Origin of the sequence: Streptomyces sp. WI03-4A (assembly GCF_033792105.1) — a bacterium.
Lineage (GTDB): Bacteria > Actinomycetota > Actinomycetes > Streptomycetales > Streptomycetaceae > Streptomyces > Streptomyces collinus_A.
In genome coordinates this window covers 156,071-179,388 of record NZ_JARAUO010000002.1, presented here as the reverse complement: position 1 = coordinate 179,388, position 23,318 = coordinate 156,071, and the positions used below count along the sequence as shown (strand labels likewise).

At 70.0% G+C, this 23,318-nt stretch carries 29 protein-coding genes and 1 pseudogene; 18 read left to right on the top strand and 12 right to left on the bottom strand.

The window, feature by feature from the left end:
* Positions 1–35 precede the first annotated feature (35 nt).
* The 4 genes and pseudogenes from PV343_RS03815 to PV343_RS03800 all read left to right on the top strand — a co-directional run bounded on the left by PV343_RS03815 (position 36) and on the right by PV343_RS03800 (position 1,791).
* Positions 36–260, top strand: coding sequence for a hypothetical protein (locus PV343_RS03815; protein ID WP_319145318.1), 225 nt, complete (start codon positions 36–38; stop codon positions 258–260).
* 127 nt (positions 261–387) lie between these two features.
* Positions 388–562, top strand: a pseudogene (locus tag PV343_RS03810) (transposase); the annotation flags it as partial.
* Positions 563–662: 100 nt separating this feature from the next.
* Positions 663–1,232: a hypothetical protein gene (locus PV343_RS03805; RefSeq protein ID WP_319145317.1), complete on the top strand. Its 570-nt coding sequence runs from the start codon at positions 663–665 to the stop codon at positions 1,230–1,232.
* Between the two features lie 58 nt (positions 1,233–1,290).
* Entirely contained in the window at positions 1,291–1,791 is a 501-nt protein-coding gene (locus tag PV343_RS03800) for a GNAT family N-acetyltransferase (protein ID WP_319145316.1), read from the top strand.
* A gap of 479 nt (positions 1,792–2,270) precedes the next feature.
* Here PV343_RS03800 and PV343_RS03795 read toward each other — a convergent pair whose 3' ends face one another.
* Positions 2,271–2,729, bottom strand: a complete 459-nt coding sequence (locus PV343_RS03795) for a hypothetical protein (protein ID WP_319145315.1) — start codon at positions 2,727–2,729, stop codon at positions 2,271–2,273.
* Between the two features lie 109 nt (positions 2,730–2,838).
* Complete coding sequence (locus PV343_RS03790) at positions 2,839–3,102, bottom strand: hypothetical protein (RefSeq protein WP_319145314.1); 264 nt, start codon at positions 3,100–3,102, stop codon at positions 2,839–2,841.
* Positions 3,103–3,948: 846 nt separating this feature from the next.
* Between PV343_RS03790 and PV343_RS03785 the strand changes: the two genes are divergently transcribed.
* Positions 3,949–4,509 (top strand): GNAT family N-acetyltransferase, encoded by a 561-nt coding sequence (locus PV343_RS03785; protein ID WP_319145313.1) that lies wholly within the window; start codon positions 3,949–3,951, stop codon positions 4,507–4,509.
* A 34-nt stretch (positions 4,510–4,543) separates the two neighbouring features.
* On the opposite strand, the gene PV343_RS03780 is transcribed toward PV343_RS03785, so the two are convergent.
* From PV343_RS03780 to PV343_RS03770, 3 genes are all read right to left on the bottom strand, one after another.
* Positions 4,544–5,746, bottom strand: coding sequence for an NAD(P)/FAD-dependent oxidoreductase (locus PV343_RS03780; RefSeq protein WP_319145312.1), 1,203 nt, complete (start codon positions 5,744–5,746; stop codon positions 4,544–4,546).
* Between the two features lie 112 nt (positions 5,747–5,858).
* Positions 5,859–6,800, bottom strand: coding sequence for an RNA polymerase sigma factor SigJ (sigJ, locus tag PV343_RS03775; protein ID WP_319145311.1), 942 nt, complete (start codon positions 6,798–6,800; stop codon positions 5,859–5,861).
* Positions 6,801–6,810: 10 nt separating this feature from the next.
* Entirely contained in the window at positions 6,811–7,041 is a 231-nt protein-coding gene (locus tag PV343_RS03770; protein WP_319145310.1) for a hypothetical protein, read from the bottom strand.
* Between the two features lie 215 nt (positions 7,042–7,256).
* On the opposite strand from PV343_RS03770, the gene PV343_RS03765 reads away from it, so the two are divergent.
* Together PV343_RS03765 and PV343_RS03760 are read left to right on the top strand one after the other, a co-directional pair.
* Complete coding sequence (locus PV343_RS03765) at positions 7,257–7,565, top strand: hypothetical protein (RefSeq protein ID WP_319145309.1); 309 nt, start codon at positions 7,257–7,259, stop codon at positions 7,563–7,565.
* 66 nt (positions 7,566–7,631) lie between these two features.
* The gene (locus tag PV343_RS03760; RefSeq protein ID WP_319145308.1) at positions 7,632–8,117 is read left to right on the top strand and encodes a hypothetical protein; all 486 of its coding nucleotides are present in this window, start codon (positions 7,632–7,634) and stop codon (positions 8,115–8,117) included.
* 525 nt (positions 8,118–8,642) lie between these two features.
* Here the strand turns inward: PV343_RS03760 and PV343_RS03755 are convergent.
* Together PV343_RS03755 and PV343_RS03750 are read right to left on the bottom strand one after the other, a co-directional pair.
* Entirely contained in the window at positions 8,643–9,080 is a 438-nt protein-coding gene (locus PV343_RS03755) for a cupin domain-containing protein (protein ID WP_319145307.1), read from the bottom strand.
* Between the two features lie 951 nt (positions 9,081–10,031).
* On the bottom strand, positions 10,032–10,331 hold the full coding sequence (locus PV343_RS03750; RefSeq protein WP_319145306.1) for a hypothetical protein: 300 nt from the start codon (positions 10,329–10,331) through the stop codon (positions 10,032–10,034).
* A 457-nt stretch (positions 10,332–10,788) separates the two neighbouring features.
* Between PV343_RS03750 and PV343_RS03745 the strand changes: the two genes are divergently transcribed.
* The 5 genes from PV343_RS03745 to PV343_RS03725 all read left to right on the top strand — a co-directional run bounded on the left by PV343_RS03745 (position 10,789) and on the right by PV343_RS03725 (position 13,900).
* On the top strand, positions 10,789–11,151 hold the full coding sequence (locus PV343_RS03745; protein WP_319145305.1) for an STAS domain-containing protein: 363 nt from the start codon (positions 10,789–10,791) through the stop codon (positions 11,149–11,151).
* 190 nt (positions 11,152–11,341) lie between these two features.
* Complete coding sequence (locus tag PV343_RS03740) at positions 11,342–11,905, top strand: SpoIIE family protein phosphatase (protein WP_415923448.1); 564 nt, start codon at positions 11,342–11,344, stop codon at positions 11,903–11,905.
* On the top strand, positions 11,859–11,981 hold the full coding sequence (locus PV343_RS03735; RefSeq protein ID WP_319145529.1) for a hypothetical protein: 123 nt from the start codon (positions 11,859–11,861) through the stop codon (positions 11,979–11,981). Before PV343_RS03740 ends, PV343_RS03735 begins: the two co-directional genes overlap by 47 nt.
* Before the next feature lie 132 nt (positions 11,982–12,113).
* Positions 12,114–13,535 carry a PP2C family protein-serine/threonine phosphatase gene (locus PV343_RS03730; protein WP_319145303.1) on the top strand — a complete coding sequence of 474 codons (1,422 nt, stop codon included), beginning with the start codon at positions 12,114–12,116 and terminating at the stop codon, positions 13,533–13,535.
* Positions 13,532–13,900, top strand: coding sequence for an STAS domain-containing protein (locus PV343_RS03725; RefSeq protein WP_093471215.1), 369 nt, complete (start codon positions 13,532–13,534; stop codon positions 13,898–13,900). Before PV343_RS03730 ends, PV343_RS03725 begins: the two co-directional genes overlap by 4 nt.
* A 95-nt stretch (positions 13,901–13,995) precedes the next feature.
* On the opposite strand, the gene PV343_RS03720 is transcribed toward PV343_RS03725, so the two are convergent.
* Entirely contained in the window at positions 13,996–14,391 is a 396-nt protein-coding gene (locus tag PV343_RS03720; RefSeq protein WP_319145302.1) for a hypothetical protein, read from the bottom strand.
* A gap of 395 nt (positions 14,392–14,786) precedes the next feature.
* Positions 14,787–15,242, bottom strand: coding sequence for a hypothetical protein (locus PV343_RS03715; protein ID WP_319145301.1), 456 nt, complete (start codon positions 15,240–15,242; stop codon positions 14,787–14,789).
* A 151-nt stretch (positions 15,243–15,393) separates the two neighbouring features.
* Here PV343_RS03715 and PV343_RS03710 point away from each other — a divergent pair, with 151 nt between their 5' ends.
* The 6 genes from PV343_RS03710 to PV343_RS03685 all read left to right on the top strand — a co-directional run bounded on the left by PV343_RS03710 (position 15,394) and on the right by PV343_RS03685 (position 20,283).
* Positions 15,394–15,708: a hypothetical protein gene (locus PV343_RS03710; protein ID WP_319145300.1), complete on the top strand. Its 315-nt coding sequence runs from the start codon at positions 15,394–15,396 to the stop codon at positions 15,706–15,708.
* A gap of 281 nt (positions 15,709–15,989) precedes the next feature.
* A complete protein-coding gene (locus PV343_RS03705) occupies positions 15,990–16,166 on the top strand; it encodes a hypothetical protein (protein ID WP_319145299.1) in 177 nt (58 codons plus the stop codon).
* Between the two features lie 169 nt (positions 16,167–16,335).
* Positions 16,336–16,941 carry a hypothetical protein gene (locus PV343_RS03700; RefSeq protein ID WP_319145298.1) on the top strand — a complete coding sequence of 202 codons (606 nt, stop codon included), beginning with the start codon at positions 16,336–16,338 and terminating at the stop codon, positions 16,939–16,941.
* Positions 16,942–17,219: 278 nt separating this feature from the next.
* Positions 17,220–17,411, top strand: a complete 192-nt coding sequence (locus PV343_RS03695; RefSeq protein WP_319145297.1) for a hypothetical protein — start codon at positions 17,220–17,222, stop codon at positions 17,409–17,411.
* Between the two features lie 148 nt (positions 17,412–17,559).
* Positions 17,560–18,384: an MBL fold metallo-hydrolase gene (locus tag PV343_RS03690; RefSeq protein WP_319145296.1), complete on the top strand. Its 825-nt coding sequence runs from the start codon at positions 17,560–17,562 to the stop codon at positions 18,382–18,384.
* A 1,242-nt stretch (positions 18,385–19,626) separates the two neighbouring features.
* Positions 19,627–20,283, top strand: a complete 657-nt coding sequence (locus PV343_RS03685; RefSeq protein ID WP_319145295.1) for a hypothetical protein — start codon at positions 19,627–19,629, stop codon at positions 20,281–20,283.
* A gap of 153 nt (positions 20,284–20,436) precedes the next feature.
* On the opposite strand, the gene PV343_RS03680 is transcribed toward PV343_RS03685, so the two are convergent.
* From PV343_RS03680 to PV343_RS03670, 3 genes are read right to left on the bottom strand one after another with little or no spacing between them, the layout of a single operon-like run.
* Positions 20,437–21,216: a hypothetical protein gene (locus tag PV343_RS03680; protein ID WP_319145294.1), complete on the bottom strand. Its 780-nt coding sequence runs from the start codon at positions 21,214–21,216 to the stop codon at positions 20,437–20,439.
* A gap of 29 nt (positions 21,217–21,245) precedes the next feature.
* Complete coding sequence (locus tag PV343_RS03675; protein WP_319145293.1) at positions 21,246–22,859, bottom strand: DUF2589 domain-containing protein; 1,614 nt, start codon at positions 22,857–22,859, stop codon at positions 21,246–21,248.
* A complete protein-coding gene (locus PV343_RS03670) occupies positions 22,856–23,218 on the bottom strand; it encodes a hypothetical protein (protein WP_319145292.1) in 363 nt (120 codons plus the stop codon). The genes PV343_RS03675 and PV343_RS03670 overlap by 4 nt, the downstream gene beginning before the upstream one ends.
* Between the last annotated feature and the right edge of the window lie 100 nt (positions 23,219–23,318).

Genomic DNA, 23,318 nt, shown 5'->3' with positions numbered 1-23,318 from the left:
TCCGGGCGGGCTTGGGCCGCTGCAAGTCTGCCGATATGGCCAGAGAGATTCAGGTAGCTGTCTACGACGCGGCGTACGACGCCCTCGTCGAGGAGGCCGAGCGCACCGGCGTCACGGTGCCGGAACTGGCCGGACGGGTCCTCGAGCACGATGTCGCCCGGCGCCGGTTCGTGTCGGCCGTGGGCGGCTTCGTCACCGCCTGGGGACCGGCCTTCGACGAGGCGTTCGGCACGAGCGGTGCCGGCGGTGCCGCCGCGTGATCCTGCACGTCGACCGCGCCTTGCTCCTGGAAGCCGCGCAGCACTACATCCGGGCCGCCCCGGAAGTCACCGACTGGGGAGCCCTCGCGGCCCTCGCGGGTGTGGTCTGCGGGCAGAGCGAGGCAAGTCGCGCCGCTTGGGACGGCACCGCTGGGTGGTCGAGCGGACGATGTCCTGGCTGAACGGGCTGCCGCCGCCTGCACCGCCGCTACGAGCGCATGGCTGGACACCTCCTCGCCTTCGTCGGTATCGCCAGCACCCTCACCTGCTCTCGCCGCACCATCATTGAGACGACTCGGTAGGCGAGCCTCGGGGTATTGAACATCGCCGCCCAGTTGACCGGAGGGATCAGACCGGACCATTTCTGATCACCGGCAGGGTCCGGCCGTGTTGGATGGGCCCATGAGCCAGACAGCTGCCCTGCGCCTGCGGCAGGCCATCGCCCGGACCGAAGACGCAACACGAGACCGTATCCCCGTCGGGCGCCGCCCTGAGGAAGCCGACGATTTACTGGGCACCTTCGCCACCGACGGGGCGCTCGGTTTCGATCCCTTCCCCTTCCTCCAAGCAATCCACGACGCCGGCTCGCGCGCGGTCGTCATCGGTCAGGTCGCCGGCATCATGCACGGCTCCACCGAACTGACCGGGGACCTCGACCTGCTCTGGGACGGCACCCCTGAGGAGGCGCACGCCTTGCGTGACGCCCTGGCCCGGTGCGGCTGCACCGAACTGCCCGGTCTCGACCGCTCACAGGTGGGGTACCGGGTCACCGGTGCCAGCGGAGACTTGTGCACTCCCGAGCTGCGCTGGGGTGCCATGGATGTCACCCCCTGCCTGACCTCGGCGGAAACCATCCGTGACCCTGCAGGGTTCACCATCCGCTACGCCGCACTCGACGACCTGATCCGCATGCGGCGGGCCCTCGGCCGCCCGAAGGACCACCGTCGCGCAGACGAACTCGCCCGGCTATGACCTGACTCGGCATGACCAGCGCTCACCGTCGTTTCATGCGTCGTGCGATGCTCACGCCGTGACTGATCAACGCGAGGTTGCCATCGTCCGCTGGTCAGGCCAGGCCCCTTCCGTCCAGGACGGCCTGGCAGATCTGCTGGCGGCCTACCATCTGCAGACGCAGGCCGAGAAGGGTGAGGCCGTCCCCGGTGTGGATGGATTGCCGGACCGCTACCGGGTAGAGATCGCGGATCCACAGGCCGTGTTCGTTGACGATGTCGTGCTGCTGGCGTTGAGCGGGGACACCGCGGTGGGCTGCCTGGTGGTGACCGCATCCGTCGAGGGACGGTCCGAGGTCAAGAGGCTCTGGACGGATCCGGCGTTCCGGGGACGGGGCGTCGCGTCCAGCCTGGTCAGCGCCGCGCTCACGCATGCTGCGGAAAGCGGCGTCAGTACGGTTCGGCTGTCGGTGTGGAAGTGGCGGGCAGCCGCGATCGCCCTGTACGAGCGGCTCGGGTTCACCGTCACCGAGTCGTGGGACGAGCGGGACCAGCTGGTCTGCATGGAACGAGCCGTGTGAGTGCTCACAGCCATTCGCTGATGGCCGCGGCGAGGACGGTCGCCTCGTAGCGGACCGCGAGCCCACGCGCAGGCCCTCCCATGCCACCCGCGCCGAGAGGCAAAGCCACCCCCCTGGCGGCGGACCGGTGAGGGGGAACGCCGCACAAAAGGCTGCGACTGCTGCCAGACCGATGCAAAGCCATCCGGCCTGTCGATCCGCGCTTGCCCGCCCCTGGCACCGGGTCCGCTTTCCAGCCGGGGCTGGTGAGGTGGGCGGGGGTGATGACGGTCTGGCTGCTGGCTCTGTTCACGAGAACGGGCAGGACTTCGACACCGGTTCGGGAGCCGGTTAGCAGCCGCGGGCCGGCCGGAATGTGCGCGAGTTCCGACAGCACTGGGGCTTGCTGGAGGGTCTCTGTGACCCTGACGCGGAGCTGGTAGAAGCCCGCGGTCGGTCCGCCTCAGCACCAATGGCGCCGCTGGGTGCGAACAGACCTGCTACCCGCAGTTGTCCGGCCGGAGCGAGTACACCTTCGCCCGAGTGAGCGTGGTGCGCCTGAGCACCTGAGCCCGGATGAGCCGGACCGTGGGCGGGATCGGCAGAGTGACTGGGGTGCGGCTCCACCGAAGCCATAGCGCCAGGTGGCCAAGCGCGGCGGCCTGGACGAGCTTTTCGAGGGACCACGCCTTCGTACCCCGATCCACCTCGATGCTGATCAGCCGCCCCTTACCCGAACAGTGCCGCAGTTGCAGGTCGAGGCGCCCGATCCGGTTCTGCCGAGTGGCGGTGGGCAGCTCTACCTCCCGCTGGACTTCATATCCCTGGTCGGTCGCCCAGTCGGTCACCGAGTCGGTGAAGAAGGCAGTCACCTCGGCGGTAGACAGGTCACTGAAGTGCTGTCGATTGAGCCAGCCCCGCATGGATCGAGCGGCGGCGTCGAGCCCGGCTTCTGTCATGAGCGCCAGTCTGCCCTGCGGGCCTGACAGAGATCGTCGCACCATCGGCTGTTCCTCACCCTGGCCGGCCGACGGTACACGAGGTGCCTCCCGTTCTCGTGAACATCAATCACGGCCCGGACGGGGCGCCTCCCGGAGCGGTGAACATCTGCTGCCAGAAGTCGTGAACAAAACCAGCCGCCACCTCCTCAACCGGGACATGGCCGACCGTGAGCCGCGGACCTGGCTCGGCTACGCCCGCAACGCCGCCCGGCACGAACCCGGCGACGACGAGCAGGTCGAGCAATGGCTTCAGCAGGCCCGCGCCGATACCGCGCTCGCCGGGGACGCCGACACGCTCGCCGACGCCTGGCAGCAGCTCGCCGCCGACCACCGGGCCTTCCTGAACACCTACGCCGCCGACTGCCCCGAGGTCGAGGCCTACAACGGGACCCGGGACGCGGTGCGCCGCTCGGCTGGCTCCCCCAGCGCCAGACCCGGTGTGGTCGGCCGCCCGCTCGCGTGGACACTCCCGAGCCGACACGGCCACCGGCAGTGCACTGATGGCCCAGGCCGACCGCGACCCCGACGCCGCTCAGGCGCTGACGCGGATCAGGCAGGACCGCCACCAAGCACTCAACCAGCTCCTGGCCCCCTCCGGCGTGCAGATGACGGTCGACGAGTTCGCGCTGCTCACCGGGCCGGTGATGTTCCGTCGCTTCCTGGACCGCCAGCCCGTCACCGACGCCTATATCGACACCGTCGTCACCCACTGGCTGACGACGACCACAGCCCGAGGACGACCCACCGGGCCAGTAGGGTGGCGCCGACACCGGTGCCCCGTGGCTCGAGGAGACAAGCGCCTTCATCGCAAGGACAGTCAACGAAGAGCACCGGTGGAGGGGCGGCACGTGGCCGCGGCCTGGGTGAGTAGCCGCGGTAGTAGGCGAGTTCGCCGGTGGTGCGGTTGCAGCGGAGCAGCAGCTGGCGCCCCGGGCGGGGGCCGACCAGCTCGACGACCGGCAAGACCCAGCTCGCCGCCGACTACGCCCACCCGGCCTGCAGAATCCCGCTGGCGCCATGCGCGGTGCCGGGTCCCGCCTGCCGCCACATCCGTACAGGCGGCCGACGGGGTGCCGGGGTGGGAACCCTGCCGGGGCCGACCAGGCACGGCGCCTGGCCACTCCCACCGGAAATAACCGGTGGGAGTGGCCAGGCGCCGCTGGCTAGTGTCACGCGGATGGAGATCCGAACGTTCGAGGAGTCCGATTGGCCGCAGGTCTGGCCGATCGTGGAGCAGATCATCCGCAAGGGGGACACCTTCTGCTATGACCCGCTGCAATCCGAGGCGCAGGCGCGCGACCTGTGGGTGGTGCCGCTGCCGGGACACGTCGTGGTGGCGGTGGAGGACCGGCGCGTGGTCGGCACCTCCAACATGTACTCCAACCGGCCCGGCCCGGGTTCGCACATCGCCAGCGGAAACTTCATGGTCGCGCCGGAGGCACGCGGTCGGGGCGTGGGTCAGGCGCTGGGCGAGTATCTGCTGGACTGGGCGCGGGGCCGCGGATTCGACGGCGTGCAGTTCAATGCCGTCGCGGCGTCCAACGCGCCGGCCGTCAGGCTGTACGAGCGTCTCGGGTTCGGCCTGATCGGCACCGTACCCGGCGCGTTCCGGCACCCGACACTCGGTCCGGTCGGTCTGCATGTCATGTACCACGACCTGACTCGTGACCACGCCGGGCGCGAGGTTCTCGCGCCACGGTCTCCCACTCGCCGTAGCGGGCGCTCCGGTGCTGCGTAGGCCCCGGCGGACGCGAACCAGACGGGCGCCGGGATCAGGTGGCGGCGCGTGCTGCCGCGTCGATCGGGGTCCGTGGCTGTGTGATCCGCCGACGCCTGGAGGGCATGCCAGTGGTCGGGTGGGCGACGCCCCAGGCCGCGCCCCGGCAGATCAGTTCCTTGTAGACAGCGGCCAGACGGCCCGTCAGGGCCCGCTCGACCGCTCGGTCGTCGGCGGTGACGAATTGGATCAGGCCGCCCCTGCGGCCGAGGGAGATGCACTGCTGGAAGTAGCGGATGGAGATCATGGGGACCTCGACGCCGGTGAGGCGGGCAGCGATGGCGTCGGCGGCCTGCCAGGCCATGGGGACGCCCGAGGCGCAGGACATCCGCAGGGGCTTGCCGCCCGGGCCGATCGCCATGGCCGCGTCGCCCACGGCGTACACGTCGTGGTGGGAGACCGAGCGCATCGTCGTGTCGACCACGATCCGGTCGCGGTCGGCGGCCTCCAGCGTGGTGGCCCGGACGACGGGGTGGACGGCAAAGCCGGTGGTCCAGAGCGTCACGTCGGCGGCGATCGCCCGACCGTCGGCCGTCGTCACGGTATCCGCATCCACGCGGGTGACCACCGTGTGCTCATGGACTGTAATGCCGAGTCGGTCCACCACCTTGCGCAGATGGGCCTGGCCCTTGTGCGAGAGCCAGTCGCCGAGGGTGCCGCGGACGGCAAGGGCGACGCTGAGGTCCGGGCGGGCTTCGGCGATCTCGGTCGCGGCCTCCAGGCCGGTCAGACCGCCGCCGACCACGACCACGGGCCGGCCCTCGCCCAGTGCGGCCAGGCGGTCGCGCAGGCGCAGGGCGCCGGGGCGGCCGGAGACGTCATAGGCGTGTTCGGTGGCGCCCGGCACACCCCCGTCATCCCAGCCGCTGCCGAGGGCGTAGACCAGGGTGTCGTAGCCGACCTCCTCCCGCTCGGGGCCGTCCGCGGCGGTGACCGTCACCGTCTTGCGGTCCACGTCGACTGCGGTGACCCTGGCGAGCTTGAGCTCCACGCCCGTCCTCGCGAACATCTCGTCGAAGGGACGCGGCCTGAGGTCCTGGCCGGTCACCAGCTGATGCAGCCGGACCCGCTCGACGAAGTCGGGTTCGGAGTTGACGAGGGTGATCGAGACGTCATCGCGGTGCAGCCGCTTGGCGAGGCGGCCGGCGGCAACGGCTCCGGTGTAGCCGGCTCCGAGGACGACGATGCGGTGCTGCATGGGCCTGCTCCTGTCTCTGAGGGTGCGCCGCTTGCCTGTGCGGTTCCGCTCTTTGAACCGGACAGCTCGGCGTTTCCTGACAGGAACTGTGTGTGAACCACGTCACGCAGGATCAGAGGGTGTACAGCGGGTTCCCGTGGTCCGCGGCGGCCCACTGCTCGCTCGCGCGGACCAGCTTGTCGGGGTTGACCTGGCTGCGCAGCGCGGCGATCCCGTGCTCGGTCACCTCCAGGCAGGTGACCCCGACGACCCGGCCGCCCACGACCGCCACGATGGCGGGGTCGCCGTTGGCCGTCGTGGTGAAGATCTCCGGTGCACCGCCGACGTGAGCCCGTTTGGCGTCGCTGGGCTTGAACAAGCCGCGTACGAACTTGGCGACCGCAAGGGCTCCCTCGAACGCCTTCGCCCGGGCCGGGACCTTCCCGCCGCCATCACCGACCGAGACGGCGTCCTGGGTGAGGAGACGCACGAGAGGTTCGGTCCGGCCGCTCGTCGCCGCGGCCAGGAACTCCTCGACGATCCTGCGGGCGGCGGCCTCGTCGACCTCGGTACGTGTCTTGCCGCCGGCGACGTGCTTCCTGGCCCGGTGGAGGATCTGCTGGCTGGCGGCCTCGGTGATGTCGAGGATCTCGGCGATCTCCCGGTGCGGGTAGGCGAACGCCTCCCGCAGCACGTACACCGCCCGCTCGTCGGGGGAGAGCCGTTCCAGCAGGACGAGGACGGCGTATGACACCGACTCGCGCTGCTCGACGGTGTCGGCTGGGCCGAGCATCGGGTCCCCGGCCAGCAGCGGCTCGGGCAGCCACCTGCCCACATACGTTTCCCGCCGGGCGCGTGCCGAAGTGAGCTGGTTCAGGCAGAGATTGGTGAGAGTCTTGGTCAGCCAGGCCTCGGGCACCACGATTCGGTCGACGTCGGCCGCCTGCCAGCGCAGGAACGTCTCCTGCACGGCGTCCTCGGCCTCGCTCGCCGAGCCGAGCAACCGGTAGGCGATGGCCTCCAACCGGGGCCTTGCGGCCTGGAACCGATCGACGTCACTGGTGATCAGGGCCATGTGAACGATCCTAGGCCATGATTTTGGAAGGCCGGGCCCCGGTCGGCGCGGCGATCGCCCACGGCTGCACCGGCGGAGCGGTCGAGGCGGCCGCCACGGCCTCGACGTGGCCGCGGTCATCGCCGGCCGAGCCGAGGACGCCGGAGCGGTGAGCCGCGCCGCCTTCAACGGCGGCCGGCCGCACGCCAGTAGTACGCTGTGGAAGCTGCTCTTGGCGGCCATCGCTCGACTCCGGCGACATCGGGCTCAGAGTTCAAGCGCCGCTGTACGGGCCACGGCCGCGCCGTTCCAACGCCGGCACCCGCACGCGGAGGTGAAGGAGCGCGGCGGCCCGGGGGACTCGGGCCAGTGTGTGCTGTGCCCAGCCCGAGGTCGGCGAGGCGAGGCTCGCGCACTCGCTCTTGAGGCCGAGGCCGGCCTGCGCGACGTTGTCGGTCCGCCGGACGTCCAGGGGGCTTGCCGCAGATCAAGCGGCTCGAACATCTGCGGGAAACACTCGCGGTCCTGGCCATTGCCCTCGCGCGCACTCACGGCCGCCTGGCCTGGTTTATCTCCGGTGCTCTGAACGCGCTCGAACCGGTCCTGCGCTGGCGTGTCCTGCCATCTGAGCATGGTGGCACCTTCGGCACTGTCCTTCCGAGCCCTGAGGAATACGCGGAGGCGGAGGACGCCGTCCGCCAACTCCAGGAGGCCCTTGCGCAGATCACCGCCGAATCAGTGGACCCCGGCAGCGTTGACTCAGATCAACAAGCAGATGGGGCCTGAGCGCAGCGAGTGGTGTCTCGCTCACAGCTCCCTGATCAACGTGAAGGGGTGGGACGAGGTGTGCCTGTGACCCATGGTCCGCGAGGGCTCTGCCTGCTGCCCTGGCACGGTGAGCCCCCCTACGGGCTGACCGCGCTGGGCGTCGCCCCGGACCGGCTGACCGAGGCGGAGGAGAAGGCCGCGGCGGCCCTGGTCGGCCTGGCCCTCCCCGCCTCGTGGGAGGACGCGGACCCTACACTGCGGCGGCACCTCGTCGCCGCGTGCCGACCGGTGCCGACGGCGGGCCTCTGGCACGTCACGGACGACCGTCCGGCCCTCGGCGAGGACCGTGCCCGGCACGACTGCCTGCGCGCCCTGACCGCCGAGTGGCCCGGCAGCGAGCCTGTGCTGACCGAGGAGGCCGACCGGCTGCTGGGGCTGACCGCCCTCGCTCGGCTGACCGCCCTGGTCTGCCGGATGCCGCCGGAGGTGTGGCTGGAAGCAGAGGAGGACCTCCTCGACATCTACGACACCTACACGGTCGGGACACTGCCACAGCAGCTCGGCCGATGACCGGCCGGCAAGGGAGGAGCGGCGGCGAACCTATTCACCGGGAGCACCTGCTCCCGCCCTGGGAGCCCGTTCGCGGATCGGGCCTCTGGCGACCCCGGCTGACGCGCCCCCCGCTGAGCACGCCCCGATCCCGGGTGTGCGGCCGCGCCGCCCATCTGGGAGCGGAGCGGCCATGGCTTGTGTCTGCCCCAGGTCGCCGGGGAAGTCGGCCACGTCCATACCGGTTGACGGCCATGGAGACCGGGCGCGCGTCGAGGCGCCGGCCGGCGGGCTGGCCTAGGAGTGCGCGCAGTGTCGTCGGGTCTTGACGGGTTGGGTCGGGCCAGGCCTCGTAGTAGCCCCGCGGGACGGGCTTCAGGACCGCCCAGACGTCACCAGTCGGGGCGACGGTCCAGTTCGGTGCGGCGCCACTCGGCGCCCGGAACCGCTGCGCCAAGTCCCGGGCGCCGGGTGGAGACGTATCGGCCGCACACGTGACCACTCTCCCACCGCCCGGTCGGGCTGTTCGACAGGCGGGGCCAGGGGTCAGCGCATCTCGAAGTCGTCGTAGTGGAAGCCGGGTGCGACGATGCACGACACCAGCACCGGCTCGTCGCCCTCGCACTGGGCGGTCTGCCAAACGCCGGCCGGGACGAGGTACTGGGGCCGCTGCCCGCGTTCGACACCGGGTCCCAAAACCACCGCCCCCGCCGGGCCAGGGTCCGGGTCGGGGCCGTGGCCGCCGAGCCGGAGACTCAGGGTGTGGCCGCGGTGCCACAGCCACATCTCGTCCGACCGGACCCGGTGCCAACGTGAGACCTCACCAGGATGGAGCAGGTAGTAGATCCCGGTGGCGCAGGAGCGTACGGCGCGGCGGCCGTCCGCGACGGTCCGCGCCTCCGTCTGCCAGGTCCGCCGGAACCAGCCGCCCTCCGGGTGCGGCTCCAGTCCCAGCTGTTTCACCAATGGAGAGATCACGGTCATGATGACCAGCCTGCCCGAACCTCTGGCTGGCGCGTTCGCGGCCGAGGATGCCGTCGTGAATGGGGAAGCGGTCCGAGGGGTCACCAGCGCCGGTGGCGCCAGTGTTGGTACGTGTCACTTCAGACACCCCCCACCCGAAGACGCGGTCGGGGTCGAGGTGACCGAGGGCCGACACGCGGCGGATCGGGTGCAGGCAGGGCGGACTCGGGCCGGCAAGAGCCGGCCGGGCTCGGCGGGCTTCTCCTAGGGCCGCCGCAAGTCGGCGGCCGTCTCGCCCAGAAGGCCGCACACCGCCCGCTGCGTTCGCAGTGAAGTCCGGTGAATCGGGTGCGGGGCCGCCCGGAGCGAGAGCGCGGGAGTGGGCGCAGTCTGGGTGTGTGGTGGAGCGTTTAACGGGCGGAGGGCCAAGAGTGCCGCGCGCGTCACTCCCCGCGTTGCCACGCACCGGTAGACCGGGCCTGCTTCAGCGCAGGGCAGCAGCAAGTAGGAGGCCGTTCACCAGGCCGTGGGGCAGGGCGGGTCGAGCAGGTGGGTTGTTGTCGCATCAGCGTTTCCACCAGCCCCCCACCCCCTCCCGGCGGTAGCGGCCCGCATCCGCCGCACCGTCACCATGCTGGCGGGCAGACCAGTCGTCGACAGCTTCGCCGCCTTCGCCTCCTCGCGCTGCCCCAGCGTCCGCGTCTGCGGGTCGTATTCCGCCCGTGGCAAACCTGCAGTGCCCGGGCCGGCCGGCCGCCCCGTCTCCACCTCCCGCACATGCCGATCCCAGACCAGCGCTCGTTCCCGACCCGAGCGCGGTGGCAGCTGTTCCCGGTGGCCATTCCCCCCACGGTCATCTGATGGCTGCGCCCCTGGACACCGCTTGGGTCCGGGGACGCGGCGGGCGACACCATGTGGCGCGGCGAGTGGTCAGCAGACGGCCGAGGCCGCCGCTACGGGGCCACTAGCCCGTCATACGCGAAGGCGCCCGGTGCGTTGGCCGACGTACTGCAGCACTCCTCCGCTGACAAGCATGAGCAGGCTGGTGCCGAAGACGGCGTCGGAGTCGGTGAGGTCGCGCACTGTTGCGCCGTAACGGGCCAGCGCCATCCCCGCGGCGAACATGAGGGCTCCGTAGCCCCACAGGCGTGGCCGCAGGATGTACCCCTGTTGCCATGGCACGGCCCGGCCGGTCGTGAGGGCCAGAACACCCGCCACGGCGTAGAGGACCACGGCAGCCGCGACCGCGATCAGTGAAATGACGTCCAGCATCGAGCCCCCTCGCCCAGATGTCGAAGATCATGGCACCGCGTGCTGGGGACGACAAGATCAGCCGCCTGTTGTCCCGGGCACCTATGGGGTGGCGGCTGGACACTTCTTTCGTGAAGCCGCCCTGCCCGCCACCTCAGCGAGGCCGGCTGGTCGCGCGGGTGGGCAGCGCCGGAAGCGCCTGTGTCTCAACCTTTGGGCTTGATCTCCAGATAGGGGCGCGGCGTGTGCGACGTCCTGTCTGCCGGAGACCGGGATCGCGGTTGTGCGCGTGAGTGTGGGACGGTGGGGGACAACGAGACCGGCCGACCGCCCCTCGCAGGGAAGGGTCGGCCTTTTGGGGAGCCGGGCGTTGCCCCCACCACGGGCATCCGGCTCCCGCCATCGTCGTTCCCCCGCCCCTTGCTTGGGAGGGTGTTTCGCCTTTGGGCTCACCAACCCCGACAGGGGGGCGCCCAGCATGGACATCATCACCACCAGCGACGGCACCACGGCCCGTATCACCCCGCGCGGGGACATCGACTTCGACACCCTGCCCCCGCTGCGCGCCGCTGCCGACACGCTCCCGGTACAGGTGACCGACCTGCTGTGGGACCTGAGCCACACGCGGTTCATGGACATCGCCGGCCTGCACCTGCTGTTCACCCCGGCCCAGCCCGACGGCCGCGGCCGCCGCACGATGGTCACCGGCCTGCGCCCTCAGCCGCTGCGGCTGCTGCTCCCGGCCGCCGACACCAACCCCGCCACCTTCGACCTCGCCCGCCTGCTCTCAGACACGCCGCTCACCGACTTCCGGCAGCCGGCGCCCGAGGGTCCCCGATGAGGTGGGGGTTCTGGATCACCCTGGTGACCGCTCAAAGGGTCCTGCGCGACGGGGAGCTGCTGCGACCGGCGTCTGCCGGCCCCGCGGCCGGGCCGGAGGGCGGGGCGGCGCGCTGGAACGCGATGGGGCCCAGGTCCTCGCCGCCCTGCGCGGCATCGTCGTACGCAGCGGCGACCGGCGGGCGGCGGTGATGTCCGAGCTGAACGCGTATCTGCACCGATACCACCGCGGTCAGATGGCCACCGCCTGCTACCTGCTCTACCGCCGGTCCACCCGCACTTCGACCTACGTCAAAGCCGGACACCCTCCGCCGCTCGTTGTGGCCGGCGACGGCACCAGCCGCTACCTCGACGGCCCCATCTCACCGCCCGTAGGACCCGTCCCCGGCGCCCGATACCTTCAGCTGTCCCAGGCCGCCGGCCACGCCCTGGCCGACCGGATGTCGCAACCGACGGGCACGCATCCGTGGGCGGGACGGACGCTCACCGCAGTGTGGGGAGCGCAACGGACCCTCGGGGTGCACCTGGTTTCAACCCGACGTCGTCCTGGAGGTCGCCGTCGACGTCGCCCGCGACGCCTCGGGGCGGTGGCGGCACCCCGCCCGGCCACACCGCATCGCACGGACATCGACGTGGCGCAGGTGCCGCCGTTCGGCGCAGACTGGATCAGGTGTGCTGGAGGCCTAGGTGTTGCGGGATCGGCCGGAAGTGGACGACATCGTGGGGGAGTGCGTGGGCATTGTCACGTTGGCTGACCGCGAGCGCGTACGTCCGTGGGACATGGGCTTCTTCCGCATGCTTCTGGACCGGCCGCTGGGCGGCGCCTCCTGAACGGTGACGCTGGGGGCGTTCGGTAGGGTTCCGGGGTGCTGGCTGTCTGGTCGGTGCCTTCCTGGGGGGGATGACGAGACGAGGAACATGCCGGAGCAAGCGAGGCCGCCTGTGATAGCACCGAGCGGGCCTGTGGCCGCGCCGGTCGAGGCGGCGCGGATGGCGGCGGTGCGCCGTTACGACATTCTCGACACTCCGCCGGACGGCGCCTACGACAGAGTCGCGGCGCTGGCGGCACGGTTGTTCGAGGTGCCGGTGGCGACGGTGACGATCGTGGACGAGGACCGGATCTGGTTCAAGGCCGCGCACGGCCTGGAAGGCGTCAGCGAGATCGGCCGCGATCCGGGCCTGTGTGCCTCGGCGGTGCTCACCGATGACACCACCGTCATCCCCGACACTCTGCTGGACCCGGTCGCCTGCTCCAACCCGCTGGTCGCCGGCCCGATGGGGGTACGGTTCTACGCCGCCGCTCCGATCATCACCGCCGACGGGTACCGGCTGGGCACGGTCAACATCCTCGACACCCGTCCCCGCGAGATCAGCGAGGCCGATGCCTCCACCCTCGGGGACCTGGCCGCGGTAGTGCGTGACCAGCTCGAGCTGCGGCTGTCGGCACTGAACGCGGTACGCGCCGAGCAGGAGCGCCGCAAGGTCGAGCAGGAGAAGCGCCAGGCGGAGGAAGAGGCCCGCCAGCGTGCGGAGCGGGACAAGGCGGCCATCGCCGCGTTCGCCTCCACCCTGCAGCGCACTCTGGTGCCCCCGGCACTGCCCGCGGTGCCGGGCCTGGAGCTGGCCTGCCATTACAAGACCGCCTCCCCGCAGGAAGTGGGCGGTGACTTCTACGACGTCTTCCCCGTGGATGGGGGCCGGTGGGCGTTCTTCCTGGGCGATGTGTGCGGAAAGGGCGCCGAAGCCGCCTCGATCACCTCACTGACCCGCTACACGCTGCGGGCCGCAGCTCTCGTCGACGCGGATCCCACGGCTGCGCTCAAGGCCCTGAACACCGCGCTGTTGCTGGACGCGGCGGTCGGTACCCGCTTTTGCACCGCCGTCTTCGGCCTGCTCGATCCGGCCCGGGACGGCGGTTTCACGGTCACGCTGGCCACCGGCGGTCACCCGCCCGCCTACCACCTGAGCCCCGTCGAGGGCGGCGGCGTGCGGGTGGAGGCGGTCCGCGCCAAGGGGGGCATGCTGGTCGGCGCGTTGGCCGAAGCCGCCTTCGCCTCACGCACCCTGCACCTGGCACCCGGTGAGGGACTGCTGCTGTACACCGACGGGCTGACCGAGGCCCGCACCGCCGATGGCCGCATGCTCGCCGACACGGGCCTGACCGACTTCCTGGCCCGGCGGCCGGCGCCGGTCAGTGCCGGCGCCCTGATCGACGACACCGTCGCGCTCCTGGACACCCTCCCCGACACCGAACGCGACGACGTGGCCCTGCTGGCCCTGTCCGTCCCCACCCCCGATGCTGCTCCCGCCGGCATCACCACCACCGCCCACAGCGCCGCCGCCCCGACCGACGTCTCCGTCGGGCAGGAGAACCCACGCCCATGACCGACGCATTCCACATCGACGTCCCGCACACCGACGGTGCCTTGGCCGTGATCGCCCTGTCCGGCGAGTTCGACATCGCCGCCGCACCCGCCGTACGGGCCCGCGCCCTGGAACTCATCGCGAACGGCCACCCTGACCTGGTCGCCGACCTCTCAGGCGTCACCTTCTGCGACTCCTCAGGACTGGGCGCCCTCGTCGGCATCTGGCGCTGCGCCAAGGAAGCCGACGGCTCCCTGACCCTGGCGGCCATCCCCGACCGGCTGAGCCGCCTGCTCAGCGTCACGGGGATGGACGCCTTCCTGCCCGCCTACTCCAGCGCCGACGCCGCGCTCGCCGCACGCCAAGGCAACCGCACCACCGCCTGAAACCCCTCGCTCGCCAGTCAATAGCTGGCTGGTGCTGCTCAGCAGAAGTTCGTGGAGGGTTGTCAGAACGAGCCTGGATACCTTCGATGTCTCGGTCAGCGGAAGGAAAAGCGTTCGGCGGCTTCGGCGGGTGTGACCCCTTGGCGGCGTCCGGGGACGTCGTGGATGGCTGCTGCGCCTTCCGAGCGCAGTTGGTCGGTGCTGGCGTCCCGCATCATGGTCGCGGCGTAGGCGCGGACATCCGCAGCAGTGACATCTGGGCGTCCCCGCTCGCCGTGCTGTTGCAGGAGGTCGGTGATGTCGGGGGTGAATCGCAGCATGGTCACCCGGGCATTGAAGCGGCTGGCGATGGTGAGGAGTCGTGCGCGGGCCTGCGGGGTGACCTGCTGGTCCTGGTCGGGGCGCTGTTCATCGGCGCACTCGCGTACGCCGTCTACCGCCCCCCGGCTTACCCAGCCGCTGACGGTGGCGCTGGCCGGTGCCGGCGTCATGGTCGGGATGGTCACCGCCGTGGCTCGGAGTGCTTGCGGTGCCACCTGACCACCCCGCATCCTTCCGGCCCCGAACCCCCGGCCGCGCGCCGCGGGTTCGGGCCGACGCATGTCCGCCCGTTCGTGGTGGGGGTGCGGGGCTTGGCCCCGGCGGGGGCAGTGTCGGTGGGCCGGAAGACGCTCCCCCCCCGCCCCCCGAGGGGCGTGGTCGAGCCACCGGCGGCCGGGCCGCCCCGCCCCCGCTCTGCCGGTGCCAGACGCGGAGCTCGCCGCCCGGGTGCCCCGACTCCACGCCTTCAAGGTGGGTGACCGTCCTATGAACGCATCCGCCCGGTCGACTGCCGACGGGCGGTGCGGGGCGCCATCACCCCGCACCGCCCGTCGGTCCTCTCACGTCACGCGGAGGAGTCGTCGAACGGAGCGTTCATCACCGACGAGGACTCGCAGGACGAGATGACACCGGTGCTCACCCTGATCTTGCAGACCTCGATGTAGGCGTTGTCGATGTAGCCGCCCGGCGAGGCGTACGTCGTCCACGTCGCGGTGTCTTGACCCGACGGAATGGTCCGCAGCCGCCACACGATGTGGCCGTTGTCGCCGTTGGTGACAAGGCGGGCACCGATGGCGTAGCCGTCGGTCGCGGTGTCCTCGACGTGGATTGTGACGGGGTCCAGACTGTACGGCCGGAGGCGCCAGCCGATGTCCACGCGGCCGGAGTACGAGTAGTCGGTCGCCCGCACGCTGGCCGACGTGGTCAGCGGGGCAGCGGCGGCGGGCGTGGCGGCGGCCGGGACGAGGACGGCGGCCAGAGCTACCGCCGCAGAGGCAGCCAGAGTGTGCTTGAGACGCAAGAATCCCCCAAAAGATGAGCTCAGTAGAACTGAGGTGCGAATGATCATTCTAGTGCCGGTTGACTGGATCTGGCGCACACTCGACTGACGTCCGGATGCCGCTAGTGCTGTGACCGCAAAGGTTCGCCGGGTTGCCTGGCAGGATCTCCCCATGCTTGATGAGAAGCTCGACGCGCTTGCGCAGATGATGGCAGAGCACATGGCCAAGCCGTTCCCGCCCGGCTTCCGCGGCCTGGACATCAAGGGCCGGGACATGGTGATGCTCGACTCGGACGCCTATGCCTACGCCGCCTGCGTCCACGAAGACCTGCTCAGTGAACAGGCCCACGCACGCCTGACGCGGCTGACGTCGGCATTCGAGAAGGTCCTTCCGGCGATCGATGACGAGTACGCGGCCAAGTACTACACGCATCTGCACAACATGGTCGTGCTGTCTGCCGAGATCGAGAGCCAGCGCAAGAAGTAGTCCCCGCCAGGAGTGCAGCAAACCCGGTGAACCTTTGCGGTCAGAGCACTAGCGGTCGCCCTGGACGACACCCGGCACCTACAGCCTGGCCCCCTCCACACGGTGGTCGCCACCTGGACGGCCCGCCTCACTGCCCTGCCAGCCTTGACTGCCTGGCGAGCGGCATGGACGTCCGACGGCATCGACGCCTAAGACTCGCCTGTGAGTGACGCCTTCAGCGCCGCCTCTCCGCGAAGGCCCAGGACGTCCTGACCGAACTGCCCGACCACGCGCGGCAGATCGTGCGCGACGTACTCGACATCGCCGGCCGCGACCCTTGGGCCTTCCCGCCGTTCGACAGCCGCGACCCCGAAGGCGAAGACGATTGCTCCGCCTCGGTCGGCCGGCTCACCGCCGTGTACTGGATCAACCGAGCAGCCGGGCGCCTGTACGTCCTCGACCTGATCTGGGTCGGCTAGGCCACCCCGTTCGGATCTAGTGGCTCATCTCAATTCGATGACCAGGCAATTGATCGTTGTCTCAGAGAAGGCTGCTTCTAGGTTGAGCGTGGCTATGTTCGTGGCCCACCGAGCGGTGGGCACTGAACTGCGTTGAGGGCGGCAGCGGTGTGTGGAAGAGTCCCGGCGCATGAGTACAGCGGTTGCTTATCCCGTCTTGAGAACGACGGATCTGACCGAGGCCTTGACCGCGGCCCATAGAGTGCTGCGGATCGCCGACTTGAGTAAGGCGGAGGTTTACGCGCACGCGAAGCTGACCACCGTCGAGGAGCTGCTGCGCCTGCGGGCGGCTGTCCCCGGAGCCTGGTACTGCACAGAGTCTGCTGTGGTCGGGGCCGACGGTGAGCCCGTCTATGGGTTCCTGGAGGAGGAGTTGCCCGGCGACGCTGATGATCTGGCAGGACTGCTGCCGCTGGAGTTCACAGAGGAGGGTCAACCGATCGGCGACGTCCCCGACGGTTACGAGGAGACGTTCCTGTCCGCCGTGGGAGCCGGACCCGCCTCGCTGGCGTGGTGGTGGACCACGTGGCCCGCCGTGCCGGAACTCAACCTGCATCCCGGGGCGAAGCATGCCGAAGTGCAGATCGCTGTCCACAGCGCGGACCTTTTCCGGGAAGTCCCGGCCGACACTCACACCCTGTACGTCTACGTCGGACCGCGCGAGGCCGCCCGCGCCCACTGGATCGCCGCACGGGCCGGCCTGCACGTCATCGGCCCCGGGCTGTGGGACGGCTAGAGCGTGTCTCTCTGATGGGTGGGGCAGTTGATCTGGTGTGTCTGACTCCCTGGCTCTCTGCTGGCGCCCGGCCGTGCTGCGGACGAAGCGGAAAAGCGATCGCTTAGCTTGACCCTGGCCGGTACATGTCGTCCACAACCACCCCTGGAGGGAGTCCCACTGAACACCGACGGTGGTGCGCGCCTCATGGACGCTCCCGGTTTCCCGGCGGAGTACCGGGGGGAAGCGCTGGCGCACGCGGACCTCCTGTAGGCGCTCGGCCGGGCCGAGGACCTGCTGTGGACGTCAGTTCTCCCGCCGCGGTGATCGCGCCGGGCGAGCGCACGGGCGTCTTCCGCACCGGTGGCGACGATCTCCTCACCGCCGCGGACGGCGACAGCACCGTCAGCGCCGAGGACTCCGCCATCGCCTTCATCGACGAAATCGAGCGCACTGCGCACCCGCGCGCCCGCATGTCCGTCGCCTACTGACCTTCTCGAGACACGTCCTGACGGCACGGCCGTTTACAGCTGATCTGCAGTCCTGCCGCGCCGACCCGCGTTTCCCAGGCCGTGGACCTGAGTGCGCCACAATGCGTCATGCCCTTCTTGCCCCGCTTCTTCCCCATAGGAGAGACCTGTGTCCGTGACCGTGACCCGGTTCGCCGCGCCGACAGCGAGCGTGAACAGCTGGTTGGTGGCCGATGACACCAGCCTCATCGTCATCGACGTCCTGCGCAGCAGCGCCGAGGCCGCCGAGCTGGCGGACGAGGTAGCCGCCTCCGGCAAGCAGCTCCTCGCGGTGGTCGTCACCCACGGCCACCCCGACCACTACATCGGCCTGCGCACCTTCGCCCAACGCTTCCCACACGTTCCTCTACTCGTTGCGTCCCAGGAGGTCGCCGACGACATCACGGGCTTTACCGCCTGGATGAAGTCCGTCGGCTGGCTGGACGCCGAACCCACCATGAAGCCGCTCAGCACCACCAACCCCGACGGCTTCGACTACGGCCTCATCCAGGTCGCCGACCGCCCGGAACTGACACTCGCCCAGGGAGCGGTCCTACGGCTGGACACCGACTGGCCAGCCGCGGAGGCCGACCACACCACCGTGGTGCACGTCCCCGCCGCCAACGCCGTCCTCACGAGCGACCTGGTCTACTCGGGCGTCCACGCCTGGGAGGGCCCGCAGGTCACCAAGGACAAAATCCAGTCGTGGCTGTCGGCCCTGGACACCCTGCGGGAACGCTACGGCACCGATGTGACCGTCCACCCCGGCCACGGCCCGCAAGGCGACACGACCCGCTACGAGGAGATCCGCCACTACCTCCACGACTTCCTCACCGTCACCCAAACCGCCACCAGCCGACAGGAAGCCCTGACCGAAATGACCCGCCGCTATCCCGACCACCACCAGGCCGACTTCCTGCTTCCCCTCAGCATCGACTTCCACGTCCACCCCTGACGCCCCGGAGCCGCAAGCCAGGCGCCGGCTGGGTGCGGCTGACCCTGCCCGTCTACAGGGACGTAGGACGAGTCAGGCAGTGAGTCCTGCTCGTCTGGTTTTGGTGTTGGACAGAAACACCCCCAGCCGGACCTCTGTGCCGTCCGACAGAACCTCTAGTGCCCTCTTGAGACCGTTACAGAGCCTGCCCGCTCCCGGTACTGTGCGAGGGGGCTGCGCACCCTCGCTCGAACGCCCCTGAGCGCCCTCCGGAGGCTTTCGCGGGCGTCTCCCGTGCTTCGGGCGGTAGCGGGGTGACGCCCAGGCCCGCGAGCCGTTCGCGTTGTCCCGTCTTGAGCCCCTGCCAGATGACGTGTTGGCGTTGTCGTTGCAGCCAGCGGCCTCGACTCCGGCAGACCACGAAGGCCAAAGCGCTGTACGACACCAGAAGGACGTGCCACCAGTAGCCGCAGGGGCGGGCTCTGCTTCAGTGCGCCGGCTCTCTTTGCGGGGCAGCTGCGGTCGTGCCCATGGGTTCCTCCCGGATGGCGCGGCTCAACTGACGCGCCCCACGTCCTGAGGGGCGGCTAACGGCGGCGCCGGGTTCGCCGTCCCAGACCGCAGAAGCCGTGCCACTTCTTGGGCTGCCGGACCAGTCCGGCGGCAGCTTGCGCTCGCCGCCCAAATAGACGCGCCCGCCTTGGCTGCCCGGCCCAAAGGCATGGGGGCGCGACCGTGGCAGCGCGGGCAGGGTGACACCGCCGGCATCCGCCGGTGGGAGGTCGTGACCGTCTAACGAGCAGACGAGATTGGCGAGCCGGTCGTAATCAGGTTGCTCGACGAGCTGCCGCGGCGCCCTGGCGCTCTGGCTGACACGCTCGGGCTTTGAGCACGCACGCCTCCGCGGTGCGCAACGGGGTGGGAGAGGCGCTTGGGTTGGGTCTGCGTCACGCCCTTTGCAGGGTGATCGCCTCTCGGCGATACAGGACGGTTGTCGCCGCTGCATACCGCGACGCGACGGCGACAGCACAGTCTGTTTCGTCAGCGTCGCGCCTGGCGTTGCCTCGTGAGGGTGGCTGGCCTTTCGGTCGCGTGGGGCGATTCCGGAGGCGGCCGCCCGGGCGGCCGCCTCCGGTGCGCAGTGGATCGACACCGCCCCCAACTACGCCACCGGCCGCGCGCAGACCCTGCTGGCCCGGCCCTTGCCGCCCACCCGTCCCTGCGCGTCTCCACGAAGGCCGGTTACCGGCGTGGCTGCGGCTGGTGTCCGCACCGGCAGACAAGGCATCGGGGAAACTGTGGGACGGCGCCCTCGACGCCCAGCACGCCTTCGGCGACCTCGACGGGCACCGGCCCGCGCTCCTGGCCGTCCACGACGCCGTCGACGACGGCACCGCCTACCGGGTGGAACTCTCGGTGCGCGTCGACCAGCCGGTCCTGTCCGACGACCCGATCCTCCAGCACGACCTTCAGCTGCCGGACTGCTGGTGGCAGGAGCTCGCCGGCACGCTGGAGAAGGTCTCGGCCGTCGACACCGACCGAGTCGCCGTACGCCAGCAGTACATGGACCGGGCGATCCCCCAGTTCGTAGGCATCCCGGCACCCGCCGTCACCTGCTGGACCACCGCCCACTCCGACGTGCACTGGGCAAACCTCACCAAGCCCCTTCGACTCTTGGACTGGGAGGGCTGGGGCCGCGCGCCAGAAGGCTTTGACGCCGCCACGCTCTACGCCGACACCCTGCTCCAGCCGGACACCGCGGCCCGCGTCCGCAATGTCTTCCCGATCCTGGGCAGCCCGGCTGGCCTTGCTGCCGAAGCGACCGTGTGCGCCCAGTTGCTGCAGACCGTGGCACGCGGTGACAACCTGGCCATCGAGGACCGACTCCGGAACTGGTCCGAGGAGCTCCGCAGGCGCTGACGGCAAGGGCCGCTTGGAGTTCCAGGCCTGCTCTTCGGCGGTTGGCACCGGGTCGGGGACGTGGACCACCGGGATGAAGTCGGTGTGTTGTCCGGGTCCGCCGGACGTCGGCGGGAGCCGCTCACGGCTCACCACGGTTCGCCGGGGTCCGGATCAGGACTCCGGGGTTGAGCTGCCGTGCTCGATCTGGTGAACGAGTTTCGATACTGCGGTGGCGAGTGCAATCAGGGCCGGTGGGGCGTTCGGGTCGAGGTTTTCGGGGTGGGGAGCGTGTGTGATGAGGCGTGGGTCGACCGGTGGCCCGCCCGCGCACCATGTGCACACGGCCGCGGCCAGGTCTTGTGCGGCCCGCACGGACGCGGTGGCGGCCCGGTGGCCGGGGGCTTGGGTGTTCAGCCGCTCGATGGAGCGGTAGAGGCTCGGCAGGTGCCTGAAGGCCGCTACGGCCCGCCGGGCCGGCGCAGACGTCCGGTCGGTGGTGGGTGGGGCGGGGGTGAGTGCGGCCGCGACGAGTTCGTCGGCGAGGGGCGGGGGGCCCGGCCGGGTGCTGAGCCGGATGGTGGCGGTCATGGTCGCGGTGGCGGTCGACGTGGGGATCGCGGGGTGCAGGACGTTGTCCGGTCCGGGGGGTGCGGGGATGGTCAGGTGAAGGGTGAGGCGAGCGGATTCGACGCTGTAGAGGGGCCATCCGCGCAGGTCGGCGAGAGCGATGTGTCGGGTGCGGCGGGCCGGGCCGGCGGCTGCCGTCTGCGCGACGGGCTGCGGGCGACCGTCGTCGTCGCAGGTGAGCAGGGTGTGGGCCGCGCTGGCCAGTCCGGCGCCTACCGCGCTGATGTGTCCGTCCAGCACCGTGTGGCAGGCCTGGGCGAGGAGCGCGGTCAGGGGCGTGGCCTGACTTGGGACCTGTTCTGATTCCGTGCGGAGTGCGGGCATCTGGCCAGGGCCGGTGTCGTCCGCGCAGCTCACGAACTGCTCTCGATGCAGGCGAGGTCGGTGAGCGGGTGGCCGTTGGTGTCGATGAGGTGCCTCCAGAACTGGCGGGCTGCCTTGTTCCAGGCCCGAGCGGCGGAATTCCATGTGGCAGGTTGGAGCCGCTGCAACTTGCTGTATGCGTCCACGGTCCAGTTGGCCTGCTCGATAAGTGAGTTGGAGTGGCCGAAACTTTCGATGACCTTTTTCCTGGTGTTGTCGGGGATCTGCTTCCCGAGCTGCAAATCCTCTTTGGAGGCATTCCATGCTTTTCCGGCCCATTTGCTGGCCGTGCACATCTCGTTGAGGGGGTTCCTCGGATTGTCATAAAGTTCCATGAGCTGCTTTCCCAGCTCGGCAAGCTCCCCCAGCAGTCGCGTGCACTCTTCGATCTCGCTGGTGCTCATTCGGCTGTCGGTGCGGAAGTCGACCGGCACCATACGGGGCCCGAGCGCGTCCCACATCTTCTCGGCGGCTGCGGCCAGCTCGTCTTGTGCTTCCCGGGACTCGGCGCTTTGGACAGACGGGTTCCACATCTCCCGGATCGCCGTAGCGGTTTCGTCGTAGCGATTCGCAGTTCTGGTGACGACGTCCTGCGGCTGCTCGTACTTGCGAGCGATGCAGCCTTGGGCAACGGCCGCTTCGAGGTCGCGAAGCCGCTCAGGCATACCTTCCAATCCCGGTGGAGCATCAGCCAGCGCGGAGACGGCCGCCTCGAACCGGACGCGCAGCTGATCCAGGGTGGGCGGGCCGAATTCGGCGACCGGCGCGCCCGGCAGGAGTGCATTCCACACGTTTCTGGCGGCCGCGATGAACGACCGGCGTAGCTGCGCCATGGTCTCCGGCTCGGTATGCCGGTCGATCCACTTCAGGTTCTCGCACTGGGTGTTCCAGCTCTGGTGGAGCTGGGGAATCTTCTCCATCAGTCCGTCGCGGTAGGCGCTCACCGCATCCGTGACGCTCTCCTTCAACTGCCACAGTTGCTGCAGCCACTCCCGTACCCCCTCGCCGTCGCCGGTGGGGCCGGTGCGGGCGACGGTGTCGATGAACGTTGCAGCAGCCGCGCGGAACGCCTCCGCCTGATCGAGCACCTCGTACCAGACGCTGTCATGGTCGCTGACCGCTGCGTCCAGCAACTGCGAAAGCCGGCTGCTTTCCAGCAGGTCGCGCTGCTTGAGGGTGGACTCGATGGTCAGGACGGCGTTGCTGTCGCTTCGGTGGACAATGCGCCCCTTCAGTCTGGGCGTCGTCCCCTCCACCGCCGGCACCTCGCCGCCTGCCAGCGAGGCATGGGCGGGCCCGGTCTCGGTGCCCTGGCTGATCAGGTGCAGGCTCATGCTGATCGCGGCCTTGTCGATGCTGATGGCCGGCGGGTTGATCAGCGACAGCAGCGGCACGGTGGCATGCACGGTACGCACCTGCGGGCCGTCTTGCGTGGCCTCCGTGCGCTGGTAGGCGAAGCGGAACGGTTTCGCGGTGCCGTCCTTCTCGAATCCGAGATCCCGGACCAGCTCGACCGCTTCGCGTGCGGCCAGGTTCTGCCCGTGGACCACCGCCTGGTACGCCGCGCCGAGCAGTGCGCCGACCGGGACGTCGTCGTCGCTCATCGCTCGCCTCCCGCGATTCCGGCGGGGACGATGTGATGGCGGCCGTTGACTTCGAGGCGCTCCACCGGTCGGTTGCGAACGGTGAGGGAGACGGTGTGCACGTGCGTGGCATCGGCGAGGGCCTGCTGGTCGACGGCGATAGGGACTTCTTCCCCAACCTGGCCGGGAGCGGACACAGCCGAGGGAGCGACCGGGTCGGCGACGAAGGAGAGGGTGAAGGTGACGTCGTCGATGACCATCTGCGGCTGGATTCCCACACAGTCGCTGTCCGGCTCCTGGGCCCGGCGTACCGCCTGGTCGGCTTCGGCCACGGCCTGCTGCAGCCCTTGCAAGAGCCGACGTACCGTCAACTCGCTCACTTTGCTCCTTGATTGGCTGTTACCCGCCCGGGGCAACCGCAAGGAGCCCGACCGGGGGAAATACGAGGGGTAGGTGGGCACGGCGGACACACCCTCAGGC